Here is a 21,255-nt window from a genome sequence, read left to right on the forward strand (position 1 = left end):
TGCCGATCCTCACCCCGGGCGGCGCCCAGATCACCCTGGGCACGGTGGCGCAGGTTGAGATCGCCGATGGTCCGCCGATGCTCAAGAGCGAGAACGGCCGCCCGACCACCTGGGTCTATGTCGATGTCCGGGGGCGGGACCTCGCCTCGGTCGTCGGCGATCTGCGCCAGGCCGTGAGCCAGAGGGTCAAACTCTCACCGGGCGTCAGCGTCTCCTATTCGGGCCAGTTCGAATATCTGCAGCGCGCCGCCGATCGTCTCAAGATCGTCGTGCCGGCCACGCTGCTGATCATCTTCGTGCTGCTCTACGTGATCTTCCGGCGCTTTGACGAGGCGGGGCTGATCATGGCTACCCTGCCCTTCGCGCTCACGGGCGGGATCTGGACACTGTACCTGTCGGGCTTTCACCAGTCCGTCGCCACGGGCGTCGGCTTCATCGCCCTGGCCGGGGTTTCTGCTGAGTTCGGCGTGGTGATGCTGATCTATCTCAAGCACGCCCTGGACGCCTTCGGCTCTGATCCGACGCCGGATCAGGTCGAGGCGGCCGTCCGTGAAGGCGCCCTGCTGCGCGTGAGGCCCAAGGCCATGACCGTGGCGGTGATCCTGGCGGGCCTGGCGCCGATCCTCTGGGGCCATGGCGCCGGCTCGGAGGTGATGAGTCGGATCGCCGCGCCGATGCTCGGCGGCATGCTGAGCGCCCCGCTGCTGTCGATGTTCGTGATCCCGGCCGGATACCTGCTGCTGCGTCGCCGGCAAGCCCGAACCACCTCTTCCACTTCAACTTCAGCCTAAGGAGATGAGCTGATGAAGACTCCGTCCCTGGCCCTCGCGGCGTTGCTGGCGACGGTCAGCCTGGCCGCCTGCGGCCGCAAGACCGAAGCGCCCGCGATGCCGCCTGCCCCGGCCCCGGCGGCCGTCCCCGCCGCAAACAACGACATGGCCGGCATGGCCATGGCGCCGGCCGACAAGATGGCCAAGGGCGTTGGCGTCGTGACGGCGATGGACAAGGCCGCCGGTACGATCACCCTCGCCCACGAGCCCATTCCGGAAGCGGGCTGGCCGGCCATGACCATGGGCTTCAAGATCACGCCGCCCCTCCTGAATGGGATCGCTGTCGGCGACAAGGTGGCCTTCGATCTCAAGCTCCATGATGGCGCCGGCGAAGTCACCTCCATCGCCAAACGATGAGCTGATCAACGGACGCTGCCGAGGGCGCCTTCTGGGGCGGGCCTGACCCGCCGACAGGCGGCGCCGCGACAAACTGTCCGGCGCCGCCGCAGGGGCGCCCCTGGAGATCAGGGCGAGAACTCCTATCTAAGGCCCTGACAAATAACGGGAGTTCTCAGGAGGCTCATGGCCGGCGGATGGACACATGACGGGGGCGTGCTCGACCAGATCGAGGACACGGTAACGGACGGCGTCCTACAGGCTCGCGCCCGGCTTCCGGCTGGCGAAAGCCTGCTCTTCTGTATCGAATGCGGCGAGGACATTCCCGAGGCGCGCCGCCGCGCCCTGCCCGGCTGCCGCACCTGCATCGACTGCCAGTCGGGCCGCGACAAGCAGGTGGTGTTCAGCAGCATCAATCGGCGCGGCAGCAAGGATAGCCAGTTGCGCTGATCAGGATTGGGGACCCGCGCGCCTGGCTAAGGCGCCCGGTCTCCAAGGGCTCGGGACTGACCCGCCGTTTTGAGAACATGGCGGCGGCGATACCTGGAGCCCGGCCCGAGGCCTCGCGTCTCGGGCCACCCCCCTTGGCTTTTTGTCCGGCGACTCGCCATCGCCTCCCGGATGTTCTATATTCGTTCCCATGCACCACGCCCCTACCGTCACCGCCCAGTCGCTGACCGCCGTGGAGATCGACGGCCTGACCGGTCAGCCCGGCTATTTGGAAAGCCTTCCGTGGGTCCGCCACGTCGACACCGCCCGCGACGGCGGTCTGGTCGTGTGGTTCGAGGACTCGCCGGCCGAGGCACCTCACCTCGAAGAAGGCCGTCCCGAAGGGCCGCCGCAGGTCGAGCTTCACGGCCAGGGCGCGCCCTGCCGCGCCCTCGTCGACCACCCGCTGGCCCGGCATGTGGAAATGTTCTTCGACGGCTTGGGCGATCCTGAGTACGCGCCGCGCGGCTGGTGGCATGCGCGGATCTGGCTGAAGGACGCCTAGCCGACCTGATCGTGCGGCTTTGCAGTCTTGCGCGCGATCGCTAGCGTCGGCCGACCGGCCCTCTGGAGACCTCGTGAATGTGCAATCTCTATGCCCTGATGAAGGCGCGCGCCGAAGTCGCGGCCCTGGCGCGGGCGATGACCGATCTCAACAACAACCAGCCGCCGATGCCGGGCATCTATCCCGACTACGCCGCGCCGATCATCATCAATGGCGAAGATGGACAGCGGATGATGCGCGACGCGCGTTGGGGAATGCCGTCTTCGTCCCAGACCCAGTTCGAAGCGGCCACGACGCGGGCCGACAAACTGCGCGCGAAAGGCACGGAGTTTGATTTTGCGGAGCTCCTCAGAATGGAGCCCGACAAAGGCATGACCAACATCCGAAACACAACCAGCCAGGCGACGGGGCGAACACACAAGCATTGGGGACAGTGGCTTGGCCCCGCCAACCGCTGCCTGGTGCCGTTCACCTCGTTCGCCGAGCCCGACCAGGATCACGAGAAGACGCGCAAGAACATCTGGTTCGCGCTCGATGAGAGCCGCCCGCTCGCGTTCTTCGCCGGTATCTGGACGCCGCACGCCTGCGTGCGAATGATCAGCAAGGGCTGGGAGGAGATCGTCGCCTACGGCTTCCTGACGACGGACTCGGCCGAGCCGGTGAAGACCTATCATTCCAAGGCCATGCCCGTGATCCTGACCGAGCCGGAGGAGTGGGACCTGTGGATGAGCCCGGCGCCCTGGAGCGAGGTCGCCCCCCTTCAGCGCCCCCTGCCCGACCGCCTGAAGATCGTCGCGTTCGGCGGCAAGAGCGACGAGGTCGTGCCGGCCTGAAGATCCTAGTCGTCGGGCGGCGTCGAGGACCAGGATCCGTCATAGAGATGGGGGAAGACCGCGATCTCCTTGGAGCCGCAGCCCTCTTGGCCGCTGCAGGACAGCCGCGCGGCGATGTCGGCGATCTTGATCCCGGTGCGGTCGCCGAACTTCTCGACCAGATCCTGCGGCGTCCACTCGATGCAGCGGGGACAATCCTTGCAGCAAATCGCCAGGGAGTAGCCCTTGATCAGATAGGTCCGGACGGTGTCGGGACCGACCTGGCCAGGATGGAAGCGGCGGATGAGCGCTTCAGGCGGCCGTTTCAGGGTCGAGGGCGGGCGGTCGTTCGCCATGGAGGATCTCTGGTGGCCGTCCATCAGCCTAGCGAGGCGCAGGGTCGCCGCCTAGCATTTGCCACGCCCCGCAGCGCCGGGCGAACGCCTTGCGTTATCGCACCATGAGGTTGCCGCAAGAGGAAGACACCGTCGTCGACTACTGGCGCGAGATCGTCCGTCGCGGCGTCGCGGCGGTCGGCTTTACCTGTCGCAGTTTCGGCGGCGAAACCTGGATGGTCGCCGAACTCGTCGCGCCTCAGCGCGGCATGGTGCAGCGAGCGGCCCAGGCTGTCCTGGAGATCGATAAGGCGCTTGCGCTGGCGATCGGGTCGCAGGCCTGGAGCCTGCGCCGGGCGCTTGCCGAACATCTTGAGAGCGGCGCGGCGGCCGACGATCTGGCCGTCTACCAAGACGTTCTGGCCGAGCGGCTCTACAGCGAGATCCAGGACGATCCCGCCGCGGCGCTCGCGCGCCTGGCCGCGCCCCACGAGGCCGTGACGCACTACGGCCGCTCGTAGGTCCCCACCAGCATCCCCTTGGCCAGGACGTGGCCCGCGATCGCCTCGAGGAAGGCGCCGCGGCCAGGATGGCCGTCGAACGTCAGCGGCGTGTCGAGCGCGAAGAGCTGGAACACGTAAAGATGCGGGCCATGGCCGCTCGGCGGGTCCGGCGGCAGCCAGCCTGCGTCAAGGAAGCTGTTCTTGCCGAGGTTCTCGTCCAGGCCGGGGTGGCCGGGACTGCGGAACTCGCCCTCCGGCAGCTCGGTCAGGGCCGGCGGCAGGTCCCAGGCCAGGAGATGGACGAGCGGCTCGGGCGCGGGCGCATCGGGATCCTCGACCAGAAGCGCCACGGCCGCCGCGCCCGCCGGCAGGCCACGCCAGGCCAGAGGCGGTGAGAGACCCTCCCCGTCGGCCGTATAACGCGGCGGGATGGACCCGCCGTCCTCGAAGGCGGGGCTGGACAGCGCGACAGTGTCTTCGGCGTCGGCGAAGGCGCGGTCTTCGCTGGCGACCTTGTCGAACCCGGCGCGCACGCCGTGCAGCGCATGGCCAACGCCGTGGGGAATCTTCTCGAGCATGGGCGGCTCCTTTCGGACGGAAGAACCGCTTCAGGCCCGCCTTCGTTCAACCGCGCGTCCCAGGTCAGGTTCGTCGGCGACCGCCGCCTTGGCCTCCGGCGGCAGCTGCACATAGAGCCAGGCCAGCTCCGGATGGCCCTCGGCCAGTTGGGCGAACGCCCGGCGGATGCGCGGGGTCAGGCCTGGGTCCTTGGCGCACATCGAGACCATCAGGGCGGCGATGGTGCGCAGGCTTGGGCTGCGCAGCGCCAGGCGCTGGTCCTCCAGACGGCTGCGATAGCGCAGAGCGCTGGGGCGATCGGGCAGCTCGGCGATGGCGCGGTCGACGTCCTTGAGGGTCTCGGCGATGGTCTGCGCCAGGCCGCTCTCCAGCGCCAGCTTCAAGAATTCGCCCTCGATACGTGACACCAGACTCCCCCGAGACCCTGACGATAGACAGACCGGCCGCCGCGGCCCGGCGGTTCCGGTTTGGCCCAAGTGGCCCGCGGGCTTCAAGTGAAAAGTTCCCGTTTCGTTCACAGGGTGCTAGATAGCTGGGGACATGGAGTCGAGCGCCCGGAAAATCATTCATATCGACATGGACGCCTTCTACGCGTCGGTGGAACAGCGTGACGACCCCGCCCTGCGGGGCAAGCCGCTGGCTGTCGGCCACGGGGCGCGGCGCGGCGTCGTGGCGGCCGCCAGCTACGAGGCCCGGCGGTTTGGCGTGCGCTCGGCCATGCCCTCGACCACGGCTCTGCGAAAGTGCCCGCAGCTCATCTTCACCCCGCCCCGGTTCGAGGTCTATCGGGCGGTCTCGAGGCAGATCCACGCGATCTTCGCCGACTTCACCGACCTGATCGAACCGCTCTCCCTCGATGAGGCCTATCTCGACGTCACCGCCGACAAGGCTGGGGTCGGCAGCGCCACCGAGACCGCGCGCCAGATCCGCGCGCGGATCCTCGCCGAGACGGGCCTGACCGCCTCGGCCGGGGTGTCGTACACCAAGTTCCTGGCCAAGATGGCCAGCGACCAGAATAAGCCCGACGGCCAGTTCCTGGTCGCGCCGGGACAGGGTCAGGCCTTCGTCGCCACCTTGCCGATCGGCCGCTTCCACGGCGTAGGCGAGGTCACCGAGCGCAAGATGAAGGCTCTGGGCATCGAGACCGGCGAGGACCTGCATCGCCAGAGCCTGGATTTCCTGGTCCACCACTTCGGGCGATCGGGGCCATGGTTCTTCGGGATCGCCCGCGGGATTGACGAGCGGCCGGTCAATCCCGACCGTGAGCGCAAGTCGTCCGGCTCGGAGACGACCTTCGAGACCGATCTTCTCGACACCGCCCGCATCGAAGCGGAGATCGTCGCCCTGGCCGTCAAGGTCTTTTCGTGGTGCGAGAAGGCCGGCGCGTTCGGCCGGACCGTGACGGTCAAGATCAAGTACGCCGACTTCCAGCAGGCCACCCGCAGCCGCTCGCTTTCCGGCCCCATCACCGACGGTGAGACCCTGCGCCGGGTCGCCCGGGACCTAGTTGGCTCGGTTTATCCGCTGCGAACGGGCGTGCGCCTGCTCGGTGTCACCGTGTCCAGCTTCGCGAGCGCTCCGCCGCCGGTCCAGGCGGCCTTGCCGGTCTAGCGCAGGCTCCAGGGCCGCAGCGCCAGGACCATCAAGCTGAAGAGGCCGATGAAGAGGCCTGGGACGAACCACGGCTCGGTCTTGCCCTCGATCCTTTGAACGAGGCTGGCCAGGATCGCGGTCGGCATGACGGCGGCCAGGATGCAGGCGGCCCAGCCTTCCCATTCACCCCAGGCGCGGCGCTCGGCCTTGTCGTCGTCCTCGTCCATGGCCCGCCTCCGTCGGCGCCACCCTAGCGCGCACAGCTTGACTTGGCGACTTGAAGGCGTCGGCGGCCGGCAGAGCTTACGTCAGCTTCGGTCGTGCCTGAAAAATTCCGACTCCGCTCAAACCCTTGCCGCGCCTGGCTCCTGGCATAGGCGTGCGCCTGAGCCGCACCCAGGGCCCCGTTGACTCCGCCATACCGAAGAGAACAAAGGTGGAACACACTCATTATTCAAACATGTCAGCAGCCCCTCACCCCGCCGCACTCGACGCGCTTCGCCGCAAGGTCCGCGCCCTGGAAGCCCAGGACCGCGTGACCCGGGCGGTGCTGCCGTTCGGCGTGCCGCCGCTCGATGCGCGCCTGCCCGGCGGGGGCTTGGCGCTTGGAGCGCTGCACGAGGTCGCGGGCGGCGCTGAAGAGGCGCTTTACGGCGCGACCGCCGCCCGGTTCGCGGCCGGCATCCTGGCCAGAGCGCAGGGCGAGGTCCTCTGGTGTCGGCGCCAGGCCGACCTGTTCGCGCCGTCCCTCGCCCAAGCCGGTCTTCCGCCCGGTCGGGTGATCTTCGCCGACGCCGGTGACGAGGCCGGCGTGCTGGCGGCGATGGAGGAAGGGCTGCGCTGGCCAGGCCTGGCCGGCGTGGTCGGCGAGGTGGGCAAGCTTTCGATGACCGCCTCGCGCCGGCTGCAGCTGGTCGCCGAGAAAAGCGGCCAGATCGCCATCGCGGTCCGAAGATGGCGGCGCACCGCCGATGCGGCCGATCTTGGCCAGCCGACGGCGGCCGAGACGCGGTGGCGGGTCTCGACCCTGCCCTCCTCGCCGCTGCCGCCCACGGTTCCCGGCGTGGGCCGAGCCCGCTGGTTCCTCGAACTCCTCCGCTGCAAGGCCGGCGACGCCTTCGACATCGAGCTAGAAGCCTGTGACGCAAAGGGTCATCTCCGTCTTCCTGCCGCGCTGGCCCACCGACCGGCTAGCCCGGATGCAGGGCAAAGCCGCGCCGTCGCCTGACACGCCGATCGTCATGGTCGGGCGGATCGGGCGTCGTCGCGCGGTGGCGCACATGAACCTCGCCGCGGCCAAGGCGGGGCTGCGGCTGGGCCAGGCGGTCGCCCACGCCACGGCCATGGTTCCGGGCCTCGTCCTGAACGACCTCGATCCGGACGGCGACAACGCCGCCCTGCAGCGGCTGGCGCTGTGGGCGCAGCGCCTCTACTCGCCGACCGTGGCGGCCGATCCGCCCGACGGCCTTGTCATCGACGCCACCGGCTGCGCCCATCTCTTCGGCGGCGAGGAGAAGATGCTGATCGACATTCGCCGACGGCTCGCCAAGGCCGGCTATGGCGCCGCCGTCGCCATCGCCGACAGCTGGGGCGGCGCCCATGCCCTGGCCCGCTATTCGCGCCGCGCGGTGTTTGTGGTCCCGGCCGGCGGGCTTGGCCCACAGTTGAAGGACCTGCCGGTGGCGGCCCTGCGCCTGGCGCCGGACCTGGTCCACGCCTTGGCCAAGCCGGGCTTCGACACCATTGGCGAGCTGGAGGCGACGGCCACCGGCCCGCTGGCCCACCGCTTCGGCCTGGAGCCTGTCCGGCGTCTCAACCAGGCCTTCGCCCGCGAGCGCGAGCCGATCGAGCCGGTGTTCGCGCCCGAAACGCCGCGCGCGGCCAAGATCTTCGCCGAGCCGATCGGTGCGCCCGAAACCCTGGCGCGCTACCTGACGGAATTGACCGTCGAGCTTTGCTCGACCCTGGAAGCCCAGTCTCTTGGGGCCAAGGGGATCGACGCCTGGTTCTATCGGGTCGACAACCGCATCGAGAGCGCCCGGATCGGCCTGTCGAGGCCGGCCCGCGACGCGCGGCGCCTAGCCAAGCTGCTCTGCGAGAAACTGGAAACGGTCGATCCAGGGTTTGGCGTCGACAAGATGGTCCTGGCCGCGCCAGGCGCCGAGCCGCTGACCTATAGCCAGGATGATGCGCTCGGGGGGCCGCGCGCGGCCGACCTCTCGGGCCTGATCGACACCCTGGCCGCGCGCCTGGGCCCAGAGTCGGTCTATCGCCTGGCCAGCGCTGAGAGCGACCTGCCCGAGCGCAGCGTGCGCAAGGCGGCGCCGGGCGAACCGGTCACGGCCTTCTCCTGGCCGGTCGACTGGCCAAGGCCGACCCGCTTCTTCCCCCGGCCCGAGCCGATCGAGACCGTGGCCCTGCTGCCCGACCAGCCGCCGGCTTCGTTCACCTGGCGGGGCGTGCGCCGGCGCGTGCGGCGCGCCGATGGGCCCGAGCGGGTGTTCGGCGAATGGTGGAAGAACGACGCGGAGCTGGCGCGCAGCAGAGACTACTTTCAGGTCGAGGACGAGGGCGGCGCGCGCTACTGGCTCTATCGCGACGGCGATGGCGAGGACGCCGCCACGGGCAGCCAGCGCTGGTTCATGGCCGGGGTGTTCGGATGAGCTCCACGGATCAACCCTCTGAAGATCTTGGCGAATACGTCGAGCTGCAATGCGCCTCCCACTTTTCGCTGCTGCGCGGGGCGTCGTCCCCCGGCGAGCTGTTCGACGAGGCCGCTCGGCTCGGCTACCGGGCGCTGGCCATCTGCGATCGCAACAGCCTAGCCGGCCTGGTGCGGGCCCACATCGCCGCCAAGGAAACCGGGGTTCGGCTGATCGTCGGCTGCGAGCTGGTCCTGCGCGACGGCATGACGATCGTGGTCCTGCCCACCGACCGGCCGGCCTATAGCCGCCTGTCGCGGATGCTGTCCTTGGGAAAGACGCGCGCGGGCAAGGGCGGCTGCGACCTTGATCTCACCGATCTTGCCGCCCACGCCGAGGGCCTGATCGCCATCCTCGTGCCCGAGGACGCCGACGAGACCACCGCTCAGCAGCTGGGCAAGCTCGCGGGCGTTTTCGGCCCGGACGCACATGTCGCCCTGACCTTGCGCCGACGGCCTGGCGACGCGCTGCGGCTCTATGAGCTCGAGCAGATGGCCCTCGCCTCCGGCGTCACGCCCGTGGTCACCAATAGGGTGCTCTTCCACGAGAAGGACCGGCGGCTGCTGCAGGACGTCGTCACCTGCATTCGCGAGAACACCACGATCGACGATGTCGGCTTCAAGCGCGATCGGCACGCCGACCGCTATCTGAAAGCGCCCGCCGAGATCCTTCGCCTCTTCCCCCGCCACCGCGCCGCCGTCGCCGCTTCGGTGGCGATCGCCAAGCGCTGCCGGTTCTCGCTGTCCGAACTCAGCTATCAGTATCCCCGCGAAGTGGTCGCCGACGGTGAGACCGCCCAGCAGACCCTGGAGCGCCTGACGTGGGAAGGCGCGGCCCGGCGTTTTCCGGACGGGGTGACGCCGGACGTCCGCAGGATCCTTGAGCACGAACTGAGACTGATCGGGCAGCTGGGCTATGCGCCCTACTTCCTCACCGTCAATTCGATCGTGGCCTACTCCAAGAGCCAGGACATCCTCTGCCAGGGACGCGGCTCGGCCGCCAACTCGGCCGTCTGCTACGTGCTCGGCATCACCTCGATCGATCCCGAGCGCAACGACCTGCTGTTCGAGCGCTTCGTCAGCGCCGAGCGCGACGAGCCGCCCGACATCGACGTCGATTTCGAGCACGCCCGCCGCGAGACGGTGATGCAGTGGATCTTCGACACCTATGGCCGCCATCGCTCGGCCATCGTCGCGGTCGTGCAACGGTTTCGGCCGCGCGGCGCGGTGCGCGATGTCGGCAAGGTGCTGGGTCTCCCGGAGGACATGACCAAGGGGCTCTCCAGCCAGATCTGGAGCTTCTCGCGTGAGCAGATCGAGGAAAAGCACGCCCGCGGCATCGGGCTTGATCTCTCCGACCGGCGCCTGCGCCTGACCCTGGAGCTGGCCCAGGTGCTGCTCAACACGCCGCGCCATTTTAGCCAGCACCCCGGCGGGTTCGTCCTGACCCACGACCGCCTGGACGAGCTTGTCCCGATCGAGCCGGCGCGAATGAAGGACCGCCAGATCATCGAGTGGGACAAGGACGACATCGACGAACTGAAGTTCATGAAAGTCGATGTCCTCGGCCTAGGCATGATGACCTGCCTCAAGCGCGGCCTGGATTTGCTCAAGGACGCCAAGGGAATCGCGCTGGATCTTGCCACCATCCCGCCCGAGGATCCGCGCACCTACGCCATGATCCGCCGGGCCGACACCTTGGGCGTCTTCCAGATCGAAAGCCGGGCCCAGATGGCCATGCTGCCGCGCATGAAGCCGCGCTCGTTCTACGACCTGGTCATCGAGGTGGCGATCGTCCGGCCCGGGCCGATCCAGGGCGACATGGTCCATCCCTATCTTCGCCGGCGCGAGGGCAAGGAGCCCGTCACCTATCCCAAGCCCGAGCTGGAAAAAGTGCTGGGCAAGACCCTGGGCGTGCCGCTCTTCCAGGAGCAGGCCATGCGCGTGGCGATCGAGTGCGCCGGCTTCACCCCCGGCGAGGCCGACCAGCTGCGGCGGGCCATGGCCACCTTCAAGTTCACCGGCGGGGTCAGCCACTTCAAGGACAAGCTGGTGGGCGGCATGGTCGCCCGCGGCTATCCGCCCGAGTTCGCGCAAGCGACCTTCAGCCAGCTTGAGGGCTTTGGCTCCTACGGTTTTCCCGAAAGCCATGCGGCCAGCTTCGCGCTCCTGGCCTACGCCTCCTCCTGGCTCAAGTGCCATCACCCCGAGGTCTTCTGCGCGGCCCTGCTCAACAGCCAGCCAATGGGCTTCTACCAGCCGGCCCAGATCGTCCGCGACGCCATTGAGCACGGGGTCGAGGTTCGGCCCATCTGCATCAACGCCTCGCGCTGGGACTGCACGCTGGAGGAAGCCGCCGACGGGTCCCTGGCCGTGCGACTAGGGCTGCGCATGGTCGGCAAGCTGGCCGAAGCCGACGCCGCGCGCCTGGTCCTCGCCCGTGCCGAGGAGCCTTACCGGTCGATCGACGACGCCTGGCGCCGGGCGAGGATTGGCCCGGGGGCCTTGTCGCGCCTAGCCGAGGCCGATGCGTTCCGGCCCAGCCTGGGCCTTGCCCGCCGTGAGGCCGGCTGGAAGATCAAGGGCCTGAGAGATACGGCCTTGCCCCTCTTCGATCAGCCGGGCGCCTCGGATCTCAACGAGCCGGCCCTGACCCTCAAGCCCATGACCGAGGGCCGCGAGATCGTCGAGGACTATGGCCATGTCGGCCTGTCGCTGCGCCGCCACCCGCTGGCCCTCCTGCGCGAGGACCTCGCCGCCCGCGGCTACAAGCCCTGCCAGGCCGCCGCCAGCGGTCGCGACCGCCAGTTCATCCGCACGGCTGGCCTGGTGCTCGTCCGGCAGATGCCCGGCACGGCCAAGGGCGTGATGTTCATGACCCTGGAGGACGAGACCGGCGTCTCCAACCTCGTGATCTGGAAGACGCTCTACGAAAAGCAGACGCGGGTCGCACTTTCGGCCCACCTCCTGGGCGTGGAGGGCCGCATCCAGCGCGAGGGCGAGGTCGTTCACCTGGTGGCCTACAAGCTGCACGACCTGGGCGACATCCTGTCTGGCCTGCAGGACCGAGGCGTCGATGGAGGCGACCTCTCCTGGGCGCGCCGTAGCCGCAATTTCTGCTGAGGCGCCAATGATCGACACCCAACCCTTGCTGTTCGACCTGCCCCTGGCGCCCAGGACTCCCTGGCCGGAAGGCTTTCGCTACCAGGCCGAGCTGATCGACGCGGCCGAGGAACGCGACCTCGTCGCCAGCTTCCAGGATCTGCCGTTCAAGGCCTATGAGCATCTGGGCTATTTTGGAAATCGCCGCATCGCCGGCTTTGGCTGGCGCCAGGACGAGGGCGGCCGGATGGTCGAGAACGGCGAACCGATCCCCGACCTGCTGCTGCCGTTGCTGGACAAGGTCGCGGCCTTCACCGGCCTGGCGCGTGACAGTTTCCGCCATGCCCTGGTCACCGAATATTCGCCGGGCGCGGGGATCGGCTGGCATCGCGACCGGCCGCCGGCCGTGGCGATCGCCGGGGTCTCGCTTCTATCGCCCTGCCACTTTCGCCTCAGGCGCAAGGCCGGGGACCGCTGGGACCGCGCGTCGATCATTGCCGCGCCCCGCTCGGCCTATCTGATGGCCGGTCCGGCGCGCAGCGACTGGCAGCACAGCATCCCCGCGCTCGAGGCGCTGCGCTATTCGGTGACGTTCCGGACCGTGCGGCGCTAGACGCGCCAGCCGACCAGGAACGTCTCGATCAGGGTCTTGGCCAAGCCTTCGAACCGGGCGGCGGCCGCGACCGGGACGCGGGCGGTCAAACCGCCCGGGAACTTGGCCAGAGCGCCGCCGGTCAGAGCGATTTGCAGCTCCAACTGGCCGCGCGCGTCACGCGGCTCCGCATCCGGACCAAGACCCAAAACCTTTGCGTCGGCAGGTATGGCGAACTCGTAGGTGACGACTTTGCTGGCGGCGGCGGCATAGGCCAGGAAGCGCTCTTGGCGCTCGGCGACGCCCGCCAGATCGAGGATCTCGGCGCTCGTCTCGACCGTCAGGTCGCCCCCGAACGGAGAGGACGCGGTGTTCGCCACCGATCGCTTGTGCATGCCCTAGATATAGGGACGCCCCGTGGATTTTCGAGAGGTTGGCCGGCCCGCGGGCGCTAGAGGGCGAACACGACGGACCGGCTTTCCCGCCCGCCAAACTCACGCGACGGACGGTATTTCAGCGTCCGATGCGGCAGCCAAGTTTCACACCCGCCGACGACGCAGAATCCTTTCGCCACGCAAAGCGTTGTCTTGCCGCCAGGAGATCGCCCATGCCCGACACCCAGACCTATCGCGTCCATGCGCGCGGCGAAGACGCCAGCCATGGCCACGCGGTTGACGCCGTCAGCTTCGAAGATGCGGCGGTTGCCTTTGTCGAGCTCTGGCATCCGCCGGTTGACGCCGACAACGAGATCTCGCTGATTGTGCGGGAGACCGAAAGCGGGGTGGAGCACTGCTTCCGCATCGATCTGGACAGCGGCGAGGCCGCGCCCTGCCAGTAGAGACTGGCCAGAACGAATCACTCCCTGCCCCGTTGAGTCGAGTCTTCGCGGCCCGGCGCTCCTGCCGGCCCTCACGGAAGCAAGACCATGGCCGGCTATCGCCCCACCTGGCAGGGACACCTTCGCCTTTCGCTCGTCACCTGCCCGGTGGCGCTCTACACCGCGACCAATTCCGGCGGCGAGGTCCATTTCAACCTGATCAATCCGGAGACCAACAACCGGATCAAGATGGTCACCACCGACCCCGACACCGGGCCAATCGAGCGCGCGAAACTGGTCAAGGGCTACGAGTTCGAGAAGGGCCAGTACGTCCTGCTCACCAACGAGGAGATCGCCTCGGTCAGGCTGGAGAGCACCAAGACCATCGACATCGAGCGCTTCGTGCCCGAGGCCGACATCGATCGCCTCTATTGGGACAACCCCTACTACCTCGCGCCCGACGGCAAGCTGGCCCAGGAAGCCTTCAGCGTCATCCGCGAAGCTATGGCGCGCTCGGGGCAGATCGCGCTCGGCCGGGTCGTCATGTCAACGCGCGAGCGCCTGCTGGCGCTGGAGCCGCGCGGCAAGGGCATCCTGGCCTACACGCTGCGCACCGAGGCGGAGGTGCGCGCCGAGGACGAGATCTTCGGGGCGATCAGCGACAAGGCGCCGGACGCGGCGATGATCTCCATCGCCGAGAAGATCATCCAGCAGCAGGAAGGCCCGTTCGACCCCAGCCAGTTCACCGACCGCTATGAGGAGGCGCTGAAGGCCCTGATCGCCGACAAGCGCAAGGGCCACAAGGTGGCCAAGGTCGCCGAGCCGGACGACACCAATGTCGTGGACGTGATGGCGGCGCTGCGGGCGAGCCTCGGCGGCGCGCCCGGCGCGAAGACCAAGTCGCAGAAGACCGCGACCAGAGCCTCCGGCCGAGCGACGAAGGCAGCCGCGCCGGCGCCCACCAAGGCGCCGGCGCGCCGCAAGGCCGGCTAGGCCTTCTGGCGGTCGCCCTTGTCGCCTTGGCCGCGTCCCGCGTCATGGCTTGAGTGGCGGCGCTGGTCGGCGGCCGACGATTTGCCGACATCGACCACCTCGGAGAAGTGGCCTTTGTCGTCACGACGCACATAGCGCTTGTCACCAGGCGTGGGCTCGATCAGTTCACGTTTGGACATGGCGGTAAGTCTCCCTTTCGAAAGACGAATCCGCAGGCCAGCCAAACTGTTCCGCACCGGGCCGCTGGAACGACGTCCCGGCGGTGACGGTTGTCGTGGCGTGCGCATCGCCACCTTGAACATCAACAACGTGCTCAGCCGCTTCGACCCGCTGCTTGAGTGGCTCGACGACGCCCAGCCCGATGTCGTCTGCCTGCAGGAGTTGGAGACCGAGCAGGGCCGCTTTCCAGCCGAAGCCTTGGAGCAGATGGGCTATGGCGCGGTGTGGAAGGGCCAGCGCACCTGGAATGGGGTTGCGATCCTGGCGCGCGGCATGACCCCGGTCCTGACGCGCAGCGCCCTACCCGGCGAGCCCGATCCCTCCCAGAGCCGGTATATCGAGGCGGCCGTGGGCGGTGTGCTGGTCGGCTGCCTATACCTGCCCAACGGCAATCCGGTTCCCGGCCCAAAGTTCGACTACAAGCTGGCCTGGTTCGAGGCGCTGCTGGCCCATGCCCAGAGCCTCCTGGATACGGGCGCGCCCGTCGTCCTGGCCGGCGACTACAATGTCGTGCCCACCGAGGCCGACATCTATCCCAACCATTCCTATGGCGGCGACGCCCTGCTGCGTCCTGAAAGCCGCGCCGCCTTCCAGCGCCTGCTCGGCCAGGGCTGGACCGACGCCCTGCGCGCCGTGCATCCGAACGCCGCGCCGTGGACCTATTGGTCCTATCTGCGGGAGCGCTGGCCCAAGGACAAAGGCCTGCGCATCGACCATCTGCTGCTGTCGCCGGATTTGGCCGACCAGCTCCAGGACGCCGGCGTCGATCGATGGGTGCGCGGGCTCGATGGCGCGAGCGACCACGCGCCGGCCTGGATCGAACTGTCCCGATGACGGCGCCTGCGCCCGTCACGCCGGATGGCCGCTACATCGTCGTGCGCGGCCGGCTCTGGCGACGAAGCAATCCGCATCTATCGCCTGAGCACCGCAGGACCTTGGTGAACGCGCTGATGGAGGCGCGTCGCGCAGTCCGGGCGGCGCTTGCGGCCAAGGACCCAGATCAACTGGCCAAGGCCCGCGCTCAGGTCGAGGCCGCAAAGGTGGGGTTGGGAGAGCGCGGCCCGGTCTGGTGGAACGACAAATCGCCGGACCTCAACCGCCATATGGCCAAGAACACCGTCTATGCCGAGTGGTGGGCGCGCCTCGACGCGACCTAGCGCCGCCATGAGCGGCGCCGTACCATAGCCTCATGCCCGCTCGCTCCCGACCCACCGCCCGCCTGCTGACGCCCGCCGGCTGGGCGGGCCTTGCCGCCCTGGTCCTGCTGGCCGCCGGCTTGGTGTTCGTCCTCGTCCAGGCCTTGCCCCGAGCCTAGCGCGTCTAGACCTACGCCGAGAGCGTGAAACAGGCCCTGGCCAGAGATCCTCCTGGACGAAGAGGGCTTAGCCGACGAGTCTCCGTGGCGACGTCCGTTCGTTCCGTTGACCTAGTTCATCCTGTGCCTGCGCACATGTTCGGCCGCCCGTCGCATGGACTCGGCCTCGCGCATCATGCCCATCTGGTTCAACGTCACGGCCGCGGCCTCGGCCCGCGCCACGATCTCACCCAGCGAGGCGCCCGGAAACATCCCCACCAGATGCTCGGCGGCCTCCGCCCAATCGACCTCGTCCAGCGGCTTGGGGGTCTTGACCATGCCGGCAGCTAACGCCGGTGATCGCACATCCACAAGACCGCCAGGCGAGCTCCAGGCCCGGCCAACGGAAATATATTTGGCCGCGCGCTACCAACACCCGCCTGCCCGCGCGTCTACAGCTCCACCGTCCGGAGCCTGCCTTGCCCAGTCCCGCCAAGCATCATGTCGACCAGCATGTCGGCGCCCGCATCCGGCTGCGCCGCCAGATCCTGAAGGTCAGCCAGGGCGCCCTAGCCGCCGATCTGGGCCTGACCTTTCAGCAGGTCCAGAAATACGAGACCGGGGCCAACCGCATCGCCGCCTCGACCCTGCACGCCGCGGCCAAGGTGCTGCGAACCACCCCCGAATGGTTCTTCGAGGGCTTGCCGCCGACCGGGCCAGGCGGCGAGCCAGAACCGTCTCCAGCCGCGCTGGCCCTGATCCGTCTCGGAGCCTGCCCCGAAGGCTCGGCGATGGCCCAGGCGATGACCGCCCTGCCCCGCCCATTGAAGCGGCGCATCCTGGCCCTGCTGGCCGTCCTGGCCGAAGACGCCGACTAGCCGCCACGAGGGTTTCGTCCGCGCACGAAGGCCCGGTCGCTGGCCATGAACTGGTCGAGCATCGGCACGACCAAACGAACGGGTTCGGCCGGCTTGCCGCCGGTCTGGGCCGCGTGGGCCTGGGCGTAGGCCAGGAGATTGCGGTGGGTGGCGGCCGGCACGTCGAGGGTCATCTTGACCGGCGTCTCGTCCTCCAGCGGACGCAGCTTCAGCTTGCTCATCGAGAGGTCCTTTCGACATAGGGTTCGAGCACGAGGTCCTTGGTCAGCAGCACGCGCAGGGGCGCGCCGGGCCGGATCGTGAGGGTCGGGACGCGATCGAGGCTGCGGCCCACGATCTGGCGCCCGACATCGGTGACGGCGTCGGCGCCGCCGCGCCGGATCGCGCGAACCAGGTCGGACTCGTCGGCAGACGCGCCGCTTTCGGCTCCGATCGCCAGGAGGGTCGAAAGCCCTGCGGCGGCCAGGATGCGGCCGCCGTGGCGGTCGACGCCGTCCTGCAACCCCGCCATCCCCTGGGCGTCCGCGGCTGGCAGCTTGTCCAGCACGATCGAGCGGCCTGAAGGCAGGATCAGGCGCGTCCACATCACCTGCAGGCGGCTGTCGCCGGCCTTCACCTCGGCGCCGTACTCCCCGATCAGGCGCGACCCGGCCGGGATCAGCAGGACGCCGCCGCCCAGGCTATCGTGGACGTCCTGGGTGACCTGGGCGATGGCGACGCCCGGCGCGTCCGACCGCAATCCGGTCACCAGCGCGGCGGGGATCACCGCGCCGGCCTGCAACACGTACGGCGAGGCCGGCGCCTGTAGCCGCTCACCGCTGGTCGTCCTGGCGTCGATCGCCGGCGTGGCGGTCCCGGGAGCGGCGGCGCTCGGCGCAGCCGATCCGCCACGCCCATCGGGCCGCGCCGTCGCAAAGAGGTCGCTCTGGCGCGCGGCCTGCCTGGCCGCCACGCGCGTCTCGCGCTCGAGATCCGCTGCCGGACGCTGCGGCGGCATGGCAGGCGGCGTACCGATCGTCGGCGCCGGCTCGCCGGACGGCCAGTCGACCGTCTTGCCGCGTTGCTGAGCGGCCAGCATGGGACGCCCCAGGTCGCCGGGCAGCGGCGGGCCCAGGGCCGGAACCCCGGCTGGGCCGACATACCCCCGCGGCAGAGCGGTGACACGCTCGGATGGCGCGCTGGCCGGTGATGGATCGGCCGCTGGCGGTGGCGGCCGCCGCCGTTCGGACAGAGACCAGCCCAGCGCCGCGAACAGCGCCAGGGACAAGGCAGCGCCACTGACCACCAGCGCCCGCCGCGACAACCGGGCCACCGGCGGCGACGCGCCGCGCAGGCGCAGCGACTTGGCGATCTCTTCCTCGGCGGGGGTGCGATCCTGGCTCATCGGTCCGTCTCCGCCTTCGGCGCGAGCCTGACGAGCCGCACGCGCTTGGCTCGATGCTTGTCACCCAGGCGCAGCTCCGCGCGATCGAACAGGCGGTCCAGAACGAGCCGACGGCCCTCCACGTGATAGTTGAGCAGCTCGGCGGACCGGCCGTCGAGGCCCGTGCGGTAAAGCGGCGGCAGATCGTCCAGGGCCACGCCGGGACCAAACTCAACATAGGCCCTGCGCCCGTCATCGAAGACCGCCACCGGGCGCCAGGCCGGATGATCGCCCTCGATGCGATAGTCGTGATTGACCCGCGCAAGGTCCAAGGACGACGGCACGGGCGCCGGTCGGGCGGCGACCACCGGGATCGCCTCGCGCCGGTAGCGCCACGACACCTGGGCGTTCCAGGTCCTGGCCGAGGCCCGCAGTTCCAGATGGTAGGTGCGCCGGTCGGTGTTGATGACCAGGTTGGTGGCCAGGCCCGGCTCGGTCGGCTTGACCAGAACGTGGACGCGCCGGCCCACGCCCGCGCCGCTGCTGGTGTCGCCGATCACCCAGCGGGCGGTATCGCCCGCCGCCACCGCCCCCTGGGAGACGAGCGTCTCGCCCGGCTCGAGCACGATGTCGGTGATACGCCCTGGGGTGGCCAGGAGCGGATAGACGCTGGTCTCCTCGTAGTCGAAGGCGATCATGCCGGCCGGGGCGGCCAGGCGCAGATCGCGATCCTCGGCGCCGGCGGAAGTGGCGCACAACAAGGCGGCGGCGCCGGCATAGGCAGCCATCCGGATCATGCGCCGAACTCCTTGGACCAGGCGATGGCGCTGACGAAGACCCCCTGCGGGTTGGACCGCAGGCCCTCGGCGGTCGTGGGCGGTTTGATCCGCACCGTCAGGATGGCCGTCCAGCGCTCGGTGGCGACCAGCTGGCCGCCCTCGAAGCGCTGCTCGGTCCAGGCGACGCGGAAGCTCGACGGAGAGGCGCGCACGACGCTGGTCACCGACGCCACCGCCTGAGCCTTGCCGACCTGGCTGAACGGGTCGGCGCGGCGGGCGTGGTCGGAGAGCGCCGCCGCGCCCGCCGCGTCGGTGAAGTCGTAGGCGCGCAGCCAGGCCTGACGCATCAGGACGGGGTCGGTGGAGATGGTGCGCACGTCAACGACGAAGCGGGCCAGGGTCCAGGCGATCATGGCGTCGGTCGGCCGCGCGCCCTGAACGGCGGGCGCGACAACGCGCGGCTCGCCCAGGCGGTCGACCTCCACGACCCAGGGCGTGACGCCGCCGCGCAACGACAGGGCTACGAGCCCGCCGGTCAGGCCGCCGCTGAGGGCGAGCAGCCCCAGGGCCATCAGGCGCCAGTTGCGAGCCTGGACGCGCGCGGAACCGATGCGCTCGTCCCAGGCCTGCCCGGCCCGTTGATAGGGAGTTTCGGGCGCCGGGGTCGCGCCGAAGCGCGCCGGCCCCTTGAGCGGGCTCATCATCTATCCTCCGAAAGGCTGGGCGCCGCGCCGGCGCTGTGATCGTCGCCGCTGCCGGCGGCGTGGACGGCCATGGCCGCGCCATGGGCCAGGGTCTGGCGGTGCTGCAGGTCGCGGGCCCAGGCGGGCGCGGCGGACGGCGCGCCCTCGCCGCTCTCGCCGCCGCCTTCGCCGGAGCCTCCGCCCGAGTTTCCGGCGGGACCGCTACCGCCGCGCGCCGCCGCGCCGGCCGACGACGACGAACTCGTCCCGCCACCGGAAGGGCTCGACGGAGGCGGACCGTCCGGGGTCGGGGCCGCGCCGCCGGCCGGCGGGGTGCGCCCGCCTGCACCGGCCGCTGCGCCCGCTTGCGCGGGTGGCGCGGCCGGGCTGCCTCTTCCGCTGACCTGCGATGTCGACGATGTTCGATCCGTCCGACGGTCTGCTGAGCCTGGGTTTTCTGCTCACCGCCATCGTCTACGGCGTCTACGCGGTCTATCTGTGGCGCAGCGGCCTGCTGCGCACCAACCCCGGCGCCTCGTCGCGCTGGTGGTGGCGCCGCCGGCCTGACGGTCACCGCCCTGAACTGCGAGGACTCTGTACGACCAGCAGTTTTTGAGTGGATCGGGCCGGAGTTTAGTACACCGGGCAAGGCGGTACTAAACCGCCCCGGGAGTGACATTGCCCACGCTTCGCCGAAGTCCTATTGACTTCCCCCACGCCTGTGGAACCATCGGAGTAACAGTGCAACAACATTTGTGTGTGCACGGGTTAACACCCAAGGTTTGCGGGGCATACCCCCTACTTTGGTGCGCACACAGTTAATCAAAGGAGTAGCGACAAATGGATTGGCGCCACAAGGCGGTCTGTCGGGACGAGGATCCGGAACTGTTCTTCCCGGTCGGGAACAGCGGCCCGGCCTTGGCCCAGATCGCTGACGCGAAGCTCGTGTGCAATCGCTGCCCCGTGGTCACCGAGTGCCTCACCTGGGCGCTGGACTCCGGCCAGGACGCCGGCGTGTGGGGTGGCATGAGCGAGGACGAGCGCCGCGCCCTCAAGCGCCGCAACGCTCGGACCCGGGCACGCACCGGCGTCTAGTCCACCGACTCTTCGGCCACGGCCCCGGCGATCACGCCGGGGCCGTGGTTGTTTGCCTTCTCTGGCGTTTCTCAGGGCCCGACCGCACGGCTGCTGCGCCGGCCGATGGGCACCCGCAGCACCGCATTGGTGCCCCCGCCCGGAGCAGGCCGGATCTCCAGTGACCCGTCGAGTTCGGCGGTCACCAGCGTCCGCACGATCTGCAAACCGAGGCGGTCGGAGGCCTCCAGGCTGAACCCCTCGGGCAGGCCGCTGCCGTCGTCGTCGACGACGAAACGACGCGATGTGTTGGATGTATTTCCGTTTTCGGAGGCCTCTTGGAGCACGAAGGTGTCCCGAACGACGTCGACCTTCGCGATGGCGGCGGCGATCGGCAACCGCTGCCAGGTCTTCCCGCCATCGGTCGTGCGCACCGGCCCGAGGAGGTCGAAGACGGCGATCGCGCGCGCCGCATCTTTTGCTGCGTACGAGGCGAGCCACGGCACCCCGGGGAGCGTCTCCGTCGGGACTTCGACGAAGGTCCGCGCATCAAACGCAGCGATGCCTCCGCCGCTGGTCGTCACGAAGACGCGATCGGTGCCGATATAGGCGCGCTGGAGCATCCCCTGCTGGCTGAAAATCGTCTTCCGCGGCGCGGTGAACGAGGGGGCGACCGAGAGCTCATTCCGCGTGAGGAACAGGTAGCCGCTGCCGAGCCAGCGGGGGATCTGTGTAACCTGCAGCAGTTCGTCGCGGATGCGATCTTCGGAGGTGAGGA

The 21,255-nt window shown here is 69.2% G+C and carries 30 protein-coding genes and 1 pseudogene; 19 read left to right on the plus strand and 12 right to left on the minus strand.

Annotated features, from left to right (window positions below):
• The 5 genes from Q0379_RS05310 to Q0379_RS05330 form a co-directional block, all read left to right on the plus strand.
• On the plus strand, positions 1-791 hold a 791-nt coding region (locus tag Q0379_RS05310; protein WP_299005278.1), incomplete at its 5' end, for an efflux RND transporter permease subunit.
• A 12-nt stretch (positions 792-803) separates the two neighbouring features.
• Positions 804-1,187 (plus strand): copper-binding protein, encoded by a 384-nt coding sequence (locus Q0379_RS05315; RefSeq protein ID WP_299005282.1) that lies wholly within the window; start codon positions 804-806, stop codon positions 1,185-1,187.
• Between the two features lie 165 nt (positions 1,188-1,352).
• Positions 1,353-1,616, plus strand: a complete 264-nt coding sequence (locus tag Q0379_RS05320; RefSeq protein ID WP_299005285.1) for a DksA/TraR family C4-type zinc finger protein — start codon at positions 1,353-1,355, stop codon at positions 1,614-1,616.
• Positions 1,617-1,806: 190 nt separating this feature from the next.
• A complete protein-coding gene (locus Q0379_RS05325; RefSeq protein WP_299005287.1) occupies positions 1,807-2,160 on the plus strand; it encodes a hypothetical protein in 354 nt (117 codons plus the stop codon).
• A gap of 77 nt (positions 2,161-2,237) precedes the next feature.
• Entirely contained in the window at positions 2,238-2,993 is a 756-nt protein-coding gene (locus Q0379_RS05330) for an SOS response-associated peptidase family protein (RefSeq protein ID WP_299005290.1), read from the plus strand.
• A 5-nt stretch (positions 2,994-2,998) separates the two neighbouring features.
• On the opposite strand, the gene Q0379_RS05335 is transcribed toward Q0379_RS05330, so the two are convergent.
• Complete coding sequence (locus tag Q0379_RS05335; RefSeq protein WP_299005293.1) at positions 2,999-3,328, minus strand: hypothetical protein; 330 nt, start codon at positions 3,326-3,328, stop codon at positions 2,999-3,001.
• An 89-nt stretch (positions 3,329-3,417) separates the two neighbouring features.
• On the opposite strand from Q0379_RS05335, the gene Q0379_RS05340 reads away from it, so the two are divergent.
• Entirely contained in the window at positions 3,418-3,828 is a 411-nt protein-coding gene (locus Q0379_RS05340) for a hypothetical protein (RefSeq protein ID WP_299005296.1), read from the plus strand.
• Here Q0379_RS05340 and Q0379_RS05345 read toward each other — a convergent pair.
• Positions 3,813-4,388 carry a YbhB/YbcL family Raf kinase inhibitor-like protein gene (locus Q0379_RS05345; protein WP_299005299.1) on the minus strand — a complete coding sequence of 192 codons (576 nt, stop codon included), beginning with the start codon at positions 4,386-4,388 and terminating at the stop codon, positions 3,813-3,815. The two genes, Q0379_RS05340 and Q0379_RS05345, sit on opposite strands and share 16 nt — an antisense overlap.
• 30 nt (positions 4,389-4,418) lie before the next feature.
• Positions 4,419-4,796, minus strand: a complete 378-nt coding sequence (locus Q0379_RS05350) for a hypothetical protein (RefSeq protein ID WP_299005302.1) — start codon at positions 4,794-4,796, stop codon at positions 4,419-4,421.
• 133 nt (positions 4,797-4,929) lie between these two features.
• On the opposite strand from Q0379_RS05350, the gene dinB reads away from it, so the two are divergent.
• Entirely contained in the window at positions 4,930-6,000 is a 1,071-nt protein-coding gene (gene dinB / locus Q0379_RS05355) for a DNA polymerase IV (RefSeq protein ID WP_299005305.1), read from the plus strand.
• On the opposite strand, the gene Q0379_RS05360 is transcribed toward dinB, so the two are convergent.
• Positions 5,997-6,209: a hypothetical protein gene (locus tag Q0379_RS05360; RefSeq protein ID WP_299005308.1), complete on the minus strand. Its 213-nt coding sequence runs from the start codon at positions 6,207-6,209 to the stop codon at positions 5,997-5,999. The two genes, dinB and Q0379_RS05360, sit on opposite strands and share 4 nt — an antisense overlap.
• 233 nt (positions 6,210-6,442) lie before the next feature.
• Between Q0379_RS05360 and Q0379_RS05365 the strand changes: the two genes are divergently transcribed.
• Genes Q0379_RS05365 through Q0379_RS05380 form a run of 4 tightly spaced genes read left to right on the plus strand, consistent with a single transcriptional unit; the run spans position 6,443 to position 12,398 of the window.
• Positions 6,443-7,210: a damage-inducible protein gene (locus tag Q0379_RS05365; RefSeq protein WP_299005311.1), complete on the plus strand. Its 768-nt coding sequence runs from the start codon at positions 6,443-6,445 to the stop codon at positions 7,208-7,210.
• Complete coding sequence (locus Q0379_RS05370; RefSeq protein WP_299005314.1) at positions 7,182-8,645, plus strand: DNA polymerase Y family protein; 1,464 nt, start codon at positions 7,182-7,184, stop codon at positions 8,643-8,645. Before Q0379_RS05365 ends, Q0379_RS05370 begins: the two co-directional genes overlap by 29 nt.
• Positions 8,642-11,806: an error-prone DNA polymerase gene (locus Q0379_RS05375; RefSeq protein ID WP_299005317.1), complete on the plus strand. Its 3,165-nt coding sequence runs from the start codon at positions 8,642-8,644 to the stop codon at positions 11,804-11,806. Before Q0379_RS05370 ends, Q0379_RS05375 begins: the two co-directional genes overlap by 4 nt.
• Before the next feature lie 7 nt (positions 11,807-11,813).
• Entirely contained in the window at positions 11,814-12,398 is a 585-nt protein-coding gene (locus Q0379_RS05380) for an alpha-ketoglutarate-dependent dioxygenase AlkB (protein ID WP_299005320.1), read from the plus strand.
• Here Q0379_RS05380 and Q0379_RS05385 read toward each other — a convergent pair.
• On the minus strand, positions 12,395-12,772 hold the full coding sequence (locus Q0379_RS05385) for a hypothetical protein (RefSeq protein WP_299005323.1): 378 nt from the start codon (positions 12,770-12,772) through the stop codon (positions 12,395-12,397). The genes Q0379_RS05380 and Q0379_RS05385 overlap by 4 nt on opposite strands.
• Positions 12,773-12,984: 212 nt before the next feature.
• Between Q0379_RS05385 and Q0379_RS05390 the strand changes: the two genes are divergently transcribed.
• Both Q0379_RS05390 and Q0379_RS05395 read left to right on the plus strand, forming a co-directional pair.
• Positions 12,985-13,215 (plus strand): DUF5961 family protein, encoded by a 231-nt coding sequence (locus Q0379_RS05390; protein ID WP_299005326.1) that lies wholly within the window; start codon positions 12,985-12,987, stop codon positions 13,213-13,215.
• A gap of 87 nt (positions 13,216-13,302) precedes the next feature.
• Positions 13,303-14,187 carry a Ku protein gene (locus Q0379_RS05395; RefSeq protein ID WP_299005329.1) on the plus strand — a complete coding sequence of 295 codons (885 nt, stop codon included), beginning with the start codon at positions 13,303-13,305 and terminating at the stop codon, positions 14,185-14,187.
• Here Q0379_RS05395 and Q0379_RS05400 read toward each other — a convergent pair.
• Complete coding sequence (locus tag Q0379_RS05400; RefSeq protein WP_062093622.1) at positions 14,184-14,366, minus strand: hypothetical protein; 183 nt, start codon at positions 14,364-14,366, stop codon at positions 14,184-14,186. The genes Q0379_RS05395 and Q0379_RS05400 overlap by 4 nt on opposite strands.
• A gap of 100 nt (positions 14,367-14,466) precedes the next feature.
• Between Q0379_RS05400 and Q0379_RS05405 the strand changes: the two genes are divergently transcribed.
• The 3 genes from Q0379_RS05405 to Q0379_RS05415 are packed head-to-tail and all read left to right on the plus strand — an operon-like array spanning position 14,467 to position 15,721.
• The gene (locus Q0379_RS05405) at positions 14,467-15,240 is read left to right on the plus strand and encodes an exodeoxyribonuclease III (RefSeq protein WP_299005333.1); all 774 of its coding nucleotides are present in this window, start codon (positions 14,467-14,469) and stop codon (positions 15,238-15,240) included.
• Positions 15,237-15,563, plus strand: coding sequence for a hypothetical protein (locus tag Q0379_RS05410; RefSeq protein ID WP_299005336.1), 327 nt, complete (start codon positions 15,237-15,239; stop codon positions 15,561-15,563). Before Q0379_RS05405 ends, Q0379_RS05410 begins: the two co-directional genes overlap by 4 nt.
• Positions 15,564-15,595: 32 nt before the next feature.
• On the plus strand, positions 15,596-15,721 hold the full coding sequence (locus Q0379_RS05415; protein ID WP_299005339.1) for a hypothetical protein: 126 nt from the start codon (positions 15,596-15,598) through the stop codon (positions 15,719-15,721).
• 111 nt (positions 15,722-15,832) lie between these two features.
• On the opposite strand, the gene Q0379_RS05420 is transcribed toward Q0379_RS05415, so the two are convergent.
• Positions 15,833-16,039, minus strand: coding sequence for a hypothetical protein (locus Q0379_RS05420; RefSeq protein WP_299005342.1), 207 nt, complete (start codon positions 16,037-16,039; stop codon positions 15,833-15,835).
• A gap of 140 nt (positions 16,040-16,179) precedes the next feature.
• Here Q0379_RS05420 and Q0379_RS05425 point away from each other — a divergent pair, with 140 nt between their 5' ends.
• On the plus strand, positions 16,180-16,578 hold the full coding sequence (locus tag Q0379_RS05425; RefSeq protein ID WP_299005345.1) for a helix-turn-helix transcriptional regulator: 399 nt from the start codon (positions 16,180-16,182) through the stop codon (positions 16,576-16,578).
• Here the strand turns inward: Q0379_RS05425 and Q0379_RS05430 are convergent.
• From Q0379_RS05430 to trbF, 4 genes are read right to left on the minus strand one after another with little or no spacing between them, the layout of a single operon-like run.
• Positions 16,575-16,799, minus strand: a complete 225-nt coding sequence (locus tag Q0379_RS05430) for a DUF2274 domain-containing protein (RefSeq protein WP_299005348.1) — start codon at positions 16,797-16,799, stop codon at positions 16,575-16,577. The genes Q0379_RS05425 and Q0379_RS05430 overlap by 4 nt on opposite strands.
• Positions 16,796-17,962: a TrbI/VirB10 family protein gene (locus Q0379_RS05435; RefSeq protein WP_299005351.1), complete on the minus strand. Its 1,167-nt coding sequence runs from the start codon at positions 17,960-17,962 to the stop codon at positions 16,796-16,798. Before Q0379_RS05435 ends, Q0379_RS05430 begins: the two co-directional genes overlap by 4 nt.
• Positions 17,959-18,738, minus strand: coding sequence for a P-type conjugative transfer protein TrbG (gene trbG / locus Q0379_RS05440; RefSeq protein ID WP_299005354.1), 780 nt, complete (start codon positions 18,736-18,738; stop codon positions 17,959-17,961). The genes Q0379_RS05435 and trbG overlap by 4 nt, the downstream gene beginning before the upstream one ends.
• On the minus strand, positions 18,735-19,421 hold the full coding sequence (trbF, locus tag Q0379_RS05445; RefSeq protein ID WP_299005357.1) for a conjugal transfer protein TrbF: 687 nt from the start codon (positions 19,419-19,421) through the stop codon (positions 18,735-18,737). The genes trbG and trbF overlap by 4 nt, the downstream gene beginning before the upstream one ends.
• Positions 19,422-19,812: 391 nt before the next feature.
• Here trbF and Q0379_RS05450 point away from each other — a divergent pair, with 391 nt between their 5' ends.
• Positions 19,813-20,019 carry a hypothetical protein gene (locus tag Q0379_RS05450; RefSeq protein ID WP_299005360.1) on the plus strand — a complete coding sequence of 69 codons (207 nt, stop codon included), beginning with the start codon at positions 19,813-19,815 and terminating at the stop codon, positions 20,017-20,019.
• A gap of 224 nt (positions 20,020-20,243) precedes the next feature.
• Complete coding sequence (locus Q0379_RS05455) at positions 20,244-20,498, plus strand: WhiB family transcriptional regulator (RefSeq protein ID WP_299005363.1); 255 nt, start codon at positions 20,244-20,246, stop codon at positions 20,496-20,498.
• 71 nt (positions 20,499-20,569) lie between these two features.
• Here Q0379_RS05455 and Q0379_RS05460 read toward each other — a convergent pair.
• Positions 20,570-21,255 (minus strand): annotated as a pseudogene (locus tag Q0379_RS05460) (hypothetical protein); the annotation flags it as partial.

The organism is uncultured Caulobacter sp., from assembly GCF_937900395.1.
Classification (GTDB): domain Bacteria; phylum Pseudomonadota; class Alphaproteobacteria; order Caulobacterales; family Caulobacteraceae; genus Caulobacter.

Coding starts and splice junctions, on each gene's coding strand:
- Q0379_RS05315 (WP_299005282.1), top strand. CDS start 804: ATGAAGACTCCGTCCCTGGCCCTCGCGGCGTTGCTGGCGACGGTCAGC.
- Q0379_RS05320 (WP_299005285.1), top strand. CDS start 1,353: ATGGCCGGCGGATGGACACATGACGGGGGCGTGCTCGACCAGATCGAG.
- Q0379_RS05325 (WP_299005287.1), top strand. CDS start 1,807: ATGCACCACGCCCCTACCGTCACCGCCCAGTCGCTGACCGCCGTGGAG.
- Q0379_RS05330 (WP_299005290.1), top strand. CDS start 2,238: ATGTGCAATCTCTATGCCCTGATGAAGGCGCGCGCCGAAGTCGCGGCC.
- Q0379_RS05335 (WP_299005293.1), bottom strand. CDS start 3,328: ATGGCGAACGACCGCCCGCCCTCGACCCTGAAACGGCCGCCTGAAGCG.
- Q0379_RS05345 (WP_299005299.1), bottom strand. CDS start 4,388: ATGCTCGAGAAGATTCCCCACGGCGTTGGCCATGCGCTGCACGGCGTG.
- dinB (WP_299005305.1), top strand. CDS start 4,930: ATGGAGTCGAGCGCCCGGAAAATCATTCATATCGACATGGACGCCTTC.
- Q0379_RS05360 (WP_299005308.1), bottom strand. CDS start 6,209: ATGGACGAGGACGACGACAAGGCCGAGCGCCGCGCCTGGGGTGAATGG.
- Q0379_RS05365 (WP_299005311.1), top strand. CDS start 6,443: ATGTCAGCAGCCCCTCACCCCGCCGCACTCGACGCGCTTCGCCGCAAG.
- Q0379_RS05370 (WP_299005314.1), top strand. CDS start 7,182: ATGCAGGGCAAAGCCGCGCCGTCGCCTGACACGCCGATCGTCATGGTC.
- Q0379_RS05375 (WP_299005317.1), top strand. CDS start 8,642: ATGAGCTCCACGGATCAACCCTCTGAAGATCTTGGCGAATACGTCGAG.
- Q0379_RS05380 (WP_299005320.1), top strand. CDS start 11,814: ATGATCGACACCCAACCCTTGCTGTTCGACCTGCCCCTGGCGCCCAGG.
- Q0379_RS05385 (WP_299005323.1), bottom strand. CDS start 12,772: ATGCACAAGCGATCGGTGGCGAACACCGCGTCCTCTCCGTTCGGGGGC.
- Q0379_RS05390 (WP_299005326.1), top strand. CDS start 12,985: ATGCCCGACACCCAGACCTATCGCGTCCATGCGCGCGGCGAAGACGCC.
- Q0379_RS05395 (WP_299005329.1), top strand. CDS start 13,303: ATGGCCGGCTATCGCCCCACCTGGCAGGGACACCTTCGCCTTTCGCTC.
- Q0379_RS05400 (WP_062093622.1), bottom strand. CDS start 14,366: ATGTCCAAACGTGAACTGATCGAGCCCACGCCTGGTGACAAGCGCTAT.
- Q0379_RS05410 (WP_299005336.1), top strand. CDS start 15,237: ATGACGGCGCCTGCGCCCGTCACGCCGGATGGCCGCTACATCGTCGTG.
- Q0379_RS05415 (WP_299005339.1), top strand. CDS start 15,596: ATGCCCGCTCGCTCCCGACCCACCGCCCGCCTGCTGACGCCCGCCGGC.
- Q0379_RS05420 (WP_299005342.1), bottom strand. CDS start 16,039: ATGGTCAAGACCCCCAAGCCGCTGGACGAGGTCGATTGGGCGGAGGCC.
- Q0379_RS05430 (WP_299005348.1), bottom strand. CDS start 16,799: ATGAGCAAGCTGAAGCTGCGTCCGCTGGAGGACGAGACGCCGGTCAAG.
- Q0379_RS05435 (WP_299005351.1), bottom strand. CDS start 17,962: ATGAGCCAGGATCGCACCCCCGCCGAGGAAGAGATCGCCAAGTCGCTG.
- trbG (WP_299005354.1), bottom strand. CDS start 18,738: ATGATCCGGATGGCTGCCTATGCCGGCGCCGCCGCCTTGTTGTGCGCC.
- trbF (WP_299005357.1), bottom strand. CDS start 19,421: ATGAGCCCGCTCAAGGGGCCGGCGCGCTTCGGCGCGACCCCGGCGCCC.
- Q0379_RS05450 (WP_299005360.1), top strand. CDS start 19,813: ATGTCGACGATGTTCGATCCGTCCGACGGTCTGCTGAGCCTGGGTTTT.
- Q0379_RS05455 (WP_299005363.1), top strand. CDS start 20,244: ATGGATTGGCGCCACAAGGCGGTCTGTCGGGACGAGGATCCGGAACTG.